6 protein-coding genes are annotated in these 5,982 nt (G+C 29.0%); 5 read left to right on the forward strand and 1 reads right to left on the reverse strand.

The genetic code is table 11. The features are described 5' to 3' along the window. The 5 genes from JG776_RS12140 to JG776_RS12160 form a co-directional block, all read left to right on the forward strand. Window positions 1–398, forward strand: a 398-nt coding sequence (locus JG776_RS12140; protein WP_291967890.1) for a polysaccharide pyruvyl transferase family protein, incomplete at its 5' end; no start/stop codon positions are given. After that, entirely contained in the window at window positions 380–1,372 is a 993-nt protein-coding gene (locus tag JG776_RS12145; RefSeq protein ID WP_291967892.1) for a glycosyltransferase family A protein, read from the forward strand. The genes JG776_RS12140 and JG776_RS12145, both read left to right, overlap by 19 nt. A gap of 252 nt (window positions 1,373–1,624) precedes the next feature. Beyond that, window positions 1,625–2,818 (forward strand): O-antigen ligase, encoded by a 1,194-nt coding sequence (locus JG776_RS12150; RefSeq protein WP_291967894.1) that lies wholly within the window; start codon window positions 1,625–1,627, stop codon window positions 2,816–2,818. Further along, window positions 2,815–3,936, forward strand: a complete 1,122-nt coding sequence (locus JG776_RS12155; RefSeq protein WP_291967896.1) for a glycosyltransferase family 4 protein — start codon at window positions 2,815–2,817, stop codon at window positions 3,934–3,936. Before JG776_RS12150 ends, JG776_RS12155 begins: the two co-directional genes overlap by 4 nt. Before the next feature lie 33 nt (window positions 3,937–3,969). After that, a complete protein-coding gene (locus tag JG776_RS12160; RefSeq protein ID WP_291967899.1) occupies window positions 3,970–4,722 on the forward strand; it encodes a WecB/TagA/CpsF family glycosyltransferase in 753 nt (250 codons plus the stop codon). 504 nt (window positions 4,723–5,226) lie between these two features. On the opposite strand, the gene JG776_RS12165 is transcribed toward JG776_RS12160, so the two are convergent. Continuing rightward, the gene (locus JG776_RS12165; RefSeq protein ID WP_366934216.1) at window positions 5,227–5,697 is read right to left on the reverse strand and encodes a hypothetical protein; all 471 of its coding nucleotides are present in this window, start codon (window positions 5,695–5,697) and stop codon (window positions 5,227–5,229) included. Between the last annotated feature and the right edge of the window lie 285 nt (window positions 5,698–5,982).

Here is a 5,982-nt window from a genome sequence, read left to right on the forward strand (position 1 = left end):
AAGATAGGATAAGAAAGATAGATGAAGAAATATATCCATATCAAGTAAGGGATTATATAAAGCAATCGTATTTTGTAGTATCAGCTAGGATGCATCCTATTATATCATCTATAGAATGCAATGTACCTAGTATAAGCATATCATATAGCAGAAAATATTGGGGAATTTTAGGTGATGGCTATAATCTTAAGGATTATATTATAGATATGAGACATTATGAAAATTACAACCAGATTTTCGAAGAATTTGAGAAAAAAGTAAGTTATTTGCAACAAAATAGAGAAAAATTTATAAAGAATATTCGTTTAAAGAATAAAAAAGATCAAGAAGTAATTTTACTAAAAATAAAAGATATATTGCAGAGAAAGGGGGAAAAAAGATGGAGCTTAGTCCCTTAGTTTCAGTTATAATTCCCATGTATAATGTAGAAAAATATATCTCTGATACACTGGAAAGTGTTTTAAACCAAACATATAAAAATCTAGAGATTATTATAATTGATGATGGAAGTACTGATAAAAGTGTAGATATTGTAACAAGTTTTAAAGATAAATTTAATAATATTCAATATATATACCAAAAAAATAGTGGTGTATCTAGTGCCAGAAATAAAGGGATATATAATGCAAAAGGGGAATATATAGCGTTCTTGGATAGTGACGATTTATGGGAGAAAACAAAGATTGAGAAACAGATGTACAGGATCTTGAATACTGGAGCGGGTGCATGTTATTGTGGATATATAGAATATATTAATGGGCGTATAAGAAATAAATTGCCAAAATCTTTTTTTGAAGAAAAAGCATTGATTCCAGTACTAATGAAAAAAACTGAAGCTTTTACAAGTACTTGGCTTATTAAAAAGGATATTATTGTCGATAATAATATTTTATTTACAGAAAACTGTCATTGGGCAGAAGATTTAGAATTTTTTTTAAAGATCCTTTCTATAACTAAGGTTAGTGCTGTCAAAGAATATTTAGCAGTTTATAGAATAAGATCTAATTCATTATCAACCTTTACGCCAAATCAAATGAGTGAGATAGAAATATGGTTGAGGTTTATTGAGTGGATTAGGCAAAATAAAAGACTATTGCTATATGAAGAAAAAGAAGTTGTTGACTTTGTTTATAACATAACCCTTCCTAGTATAACAGTTGATTATATTTTTAAAAGTTTAGTTTTAGGTTATGATATTACTTCTTTTCTAGATAAATATCAATTAAATAGTCATGTAGCTAGATATAAACCAAACATATCATTTAATTCTTTAAAAGTTTTAATAAAAAGAATGGCTATAGAGCATAGAGTAGTATTAAAAATGCTTTCATTTCTTTTTCTTAAGAAGAACTATAATTATTTTCATAGATGAGTAAATTTCATAATTTCTAAGCCTTGAAAACAAAGGATTAGAAAATTGTCAAAGAACAGGAGATGATATTTCACTAATTCAAAAACTTTATAACTGTGGATAACTATCTATAATAGGGATAGTCTCCCCTTTTTTTGCACAATTATAAAAATTTTAATGAAAATTATCCACATTTTTAATTTTTGAATTATGAAATGTTCTCGGATAAGTCAGCTCAAGATAAAAAAATCTATATTGAATAGAGAGGTAAAAATGAAAGTAAAAACAAGTTCAATTATTATTATATTACTATATTTGCGATATATATTTGAATTTATTACTTTTGTTATTTTAAGAGATACAATAAATCTAAATATTGTTTGGAATGTTATTGATGGTAGTTTTATGATATTATCTATAACATATTTCATATTGGTACGTGGAGAAAAGATAAAATATAACCAACTGGTTATTCTTTATTTATTTTATCTTATTTGGATTGCTTTTCGAAGTAATCTAGCTAACTTAAAACCAATAGTTGCAGAAACGACTAAATTTTTATTTTTATATTTTTCAATGATATTGTGTGAAAAAGAAAATTATTTTGAATTTTTTAATAAGTGGATTTTACTTTTAATAAAAATTAATATTTTATTTGCAGTTTTACAATTTGTTTTACTAGACCCAAAAAGTATTACTGATATATTTACAACAAGGGGGATAAGAGGTATATTTTCTCACTCAAATGTTTTCAGTCTTATAATAGGATGCTTTTTTGTATACTTTCTAGAAAAGAAAAAATTTGGATGGATTACTTTGACGGGAATTGTATTACTATTAGCTGGAAGCAGATTTATTCTTGTTGTATTCTTAATTCATATTGTAATATTAATTAGGATGTTTTTTAATAAAAAGATTACCAAAATGAATATTTTGGGATCTTTTATGGTATATGTTGTATTTTATATTATTATGTTTTTTATATACGGTGTACAAGCCCAGTACACTGGCGGAATAGATAGATTTTCACTCGATTCTGTGATATGGAGAACATGGTTATGGAAAGAGATTATAAATAAAGGAAGTCTTACAGTACTAAAAATAACTTTTGGTAGTGGTATAGGTACGATATATGAAATTATTGCAGGAATATATAGAGAAGTGTATGGTATTGATTCTTTTGTAGAAGCGCATAACGATTATCTAAAATTATTATTGGACACAGGTTTATTTGGTATACTATTATTTATTTCTATACATTTAAAAATATTAGTAACTTTGTATAAGCATTATTTTGAAAGTAAGAATAAGTTTATTATAATGGTACCTATCATTATATTATTGACTCTAGCCACAGATAATGTGGTTTTTAATACTAATATAATAGTTCTATATTCTTTGTTAGGATGTTATTTAGGATGTGCAAATGGGGAAATAACAAAAAAAGTAAAAGGTGAAGCAATATGAAAAAAATACTAATAATATCTTTAGGTCGACATTTTGGTGGTTTAGAGATGGTAATATTAAATTTATTAGAAAATATGGATAAAAATAAGTTTTCTTTTTATCTTATATGTTTAGATAAGAGTAAATTTCAAGATTATATCAGGATACATGAGAATATAATAAGTAGTAATATTAAGATAATCTATCTTAAAAATAATAAGAGTTATGCACCATGGTATTTTATAAAAATTGCTAAGATTTTAATAAAAGAAAAGATTCATATAGTTCACTGTCATGGAGTAATAGCAAGTTTTGTAGGAACAATAGTAGGAACGTTATTAAATAAGAAAGTAATTACTACGATTCATAGCTCAGTATTGGAAGATCATGAAAATAAATTGAAAGGTAGGCTATATGTTTGGCTTGAAAATTTCATGAGTCAATATAATCATAAATATATTACTGTTTCACAAAATTTATATAATAAACTAGTAACAAGAGGGATTAACTCATCAAAACTCGTGCTTATAAAAAATGGGATCCCTATAAGGGAATTTAAAGATAAAAACATGGAATACATTCAAAATATTTTTAATAAGTATGAGAGGGATTTTAAAATAGGCTGCATAGGAAGGTTAGAAAAAGTTAAAGGACAGGATCTGTTAATTCAAGCTATGTTTGAATTAACAAAACAATATCCCGATATCAGATGTTGGTTTATCGGACAGGGAACTTTAGAAAACGAATTGAAGCAAATAGTAGAGTATTATAGGATGAATAATAATATTTTTTTTCTTGGATTTAGAAGCGAAATAATAGAGCTGATAAATTGTATGGATGTAATTGTAATTCCTTCACGTATGGAAGGATTGCCTATTTTATTATTAGAAGCTATGTCCCAGAAAAAGTGTGTTATTGCTTCCAATGTTGGAGGAATTCCAGAAGTTATACAAGATAACAAGACAGGATTACTATTCTCACCAGGTGATGTAGTAGATTTAGTAGAATCTATATCTTCTATATATAAAGATAGGGAAAAACTCGAAAAGCTAGGGAAGCAAGCATATCAGTATATGAGGGAAGAATACAATATTACTTCAATGATAGAGGCTTACGAAAAGTTATATGATGTACTTTAATGTGTGATGAAATGGAAAAGGGGAGAAAGAATATTGAATAAAGTACGTATTGGGAAAGTTGACATAGATAATGTAACTATGGTTCAATGTATAGATATTATTGATAAATTAATACAAAAAAGAAGTATGAGTTATGTTGTTACACCAAATGTAGACCACATCGTAAAATTAGAAAGAGATGAGGAATTTTTAGAAGTATATAAACATGCGAATCTTGTATTAGCTGATGGGATGCCGTTAATTTGGGTATCAAAAATATTAGGAACTCCTATAAAGGAAAAAGTATCTGGTTCGGACCTTTTTCCAAAGCTGTGTGAATTTGCTGCCCAAAAAGGCTATAAAGTATTTTTTCTAGGTGGAGATACCGGAGTTGTTCAGAAGGCGGCAGAAGTATTAAAAGCTAGGTATAAAAATTTAAAAGTTTGTGGTGTTTATACCCCCACGTATGGTTTTGAAAAAAAAGAAGCTGAGAATAAGAAAATTATAAAGTTACTGACAGATTCAGCTCCTGATATTCTTTTTGTAGGTGTAGGAGCACCAAAACAGGAGAAATGGATATATAATCATAAAGATCAAATTAAAGTACCAGTATCGATAGGGATAGGGGCTTCTTTTGATTTTATTGCAGGTACAAAAAAAAGGGCTCCAAAATGGATGCAGAGTGTAGGTCTAGAGTGGTTCTATAGATTTATACAAGAACCTAGAAGAATGTTTAAGAGGTATTTTGTCGAAGACATGAGATTTATTACAATAATCTTTAAACAAATTGTTAAAATGCATTTATAATTGAGTAAATTTCATAATTTCTAAGCCTTGAAGACAAAGGATTAGAAAAAGGTATAACAAATAGTTTACCCCAAGCCGATAAATAGTTTGTGCAAACAATCCACAGAAAGGAGTAAACTACGAATTACGTATCGGCAAACAACATATAATGATGCCAGAAATTAAGACACACCAGTTTACAAGTTTATTAAGAAATGTCATCTAACCCAAGGAAGGTGTTAACAGCATTTTAACCTCAGAATAAATTTTATGGTTTTCGAGTCGTTTAACGAAACTGTCAAAAAATTAATTCTTGCGTTAGTTGGTCGGAAACAACGTGGTTAACTACTTGAGGACTTTGGAACTTATAAACATGGAACCGCGGATGAAAAATGGTAATATCTGCATAAAAGCAAAGGCAATAGCAAGTAAATTCATATATCGTTCTATTGCTTTTTGATTCCGCACCATGTAGTTGCCAAACGACCAAAAGAATTTATGCTAATAAAATATAACCTCAATGTTTCAGCGTATGCTGTAAGTAAAGTACGGCAAGTAATTTATGCGTTTGAGGCTCATAAGATATACCTCCCAATTGGTGCTCTTTGAAAATATTAATATCGCGGCTGCTATGGTGCTTATGAAAATTCTTACAGAGTCAAAAGACTCTAGGTTTTTCACAGCAACCGTAATAATAACAGGTAGCTTTTCAAATAAGTTGGTAAGCACCTTTTTGGTTGCAGCATAGTATTCACCTACTTTTTCATAGCTTAAGTTTTTAATATCTATTTTATCGCCGTAAAGCCTTGCTTTTCCCCGTTTGTCGGTAAGGGCCGGTGGGAGGTCATAGAGTACCGTATCACAGCGTACTGCCGCTATAAGCTCAAGGTTATCGTATTTTTTAACTGTTTCTATGATGATACCTTTAGAGTACCAACTGTCACATAAAAGAATAACTTGGCATTCAACCAGTAGAGGCATTACAGTATCAATCATAGAGGACGCTATTTCAAGCTTGCTTTTTGGTTTGTCATAAAGACGATACCCTTACAGGAATACTTAAATACTTTATTTCATTACCCCAAGGTAGTGTCAAAAGTTCTATGAAAACATGAAGTTGAGCTACCAATAATAACAAAAATTGTAATGTTGTACATTGAGATTTAAATACTGAAGATTTGAACGAAGAAGGAATGTGCCATGGCATGTTCCTGAATGGCGAGGCACTATCTAATAGACCTATGGAGTTTATGGATAACCCGCCCGGGGCATGGATAACCT

Source organism: Caloramator sp. (assembly GCF_020054765.1).
GTDB lineage: Bacteria > Bacillota > Clostridia > Clostridiales > Caloramatoraceae > Thermobrachium > Thermobrachium proteoclasticum.

Excerpts from the sequence above, each read along its gene's own strand:
- JG776_RS12145 (WP_291967892.1), top strand. The coding sequence starts at position 380 with ATGGAGCTTAGTCCCTTAGTTTCAGTTATAATTCCCATGTATAATGTA.
- JG776_RS12150 (WP_291967894.1), top strand. The coding sequence starts at position 1,625 with ATGAAAGTAAAAACAAGTTCAATTATTATTATATTACTATATTTGCGA.
- JG776_RS12155 (WP_291967896.1), top strand. The coding sequence starts at position 2,815 with ATGAAAAAAATACTAATAATATCTTTAGGTCGACATTTTGGTGGTTTA.
- JG776_RS12165 (WP_366934216.1), bottom strand. The coding sequence starts at position 5,697 with ATGATTGATACTGTAATGCCTCTACTGGTTGAATGCCAAGTTATTCTT.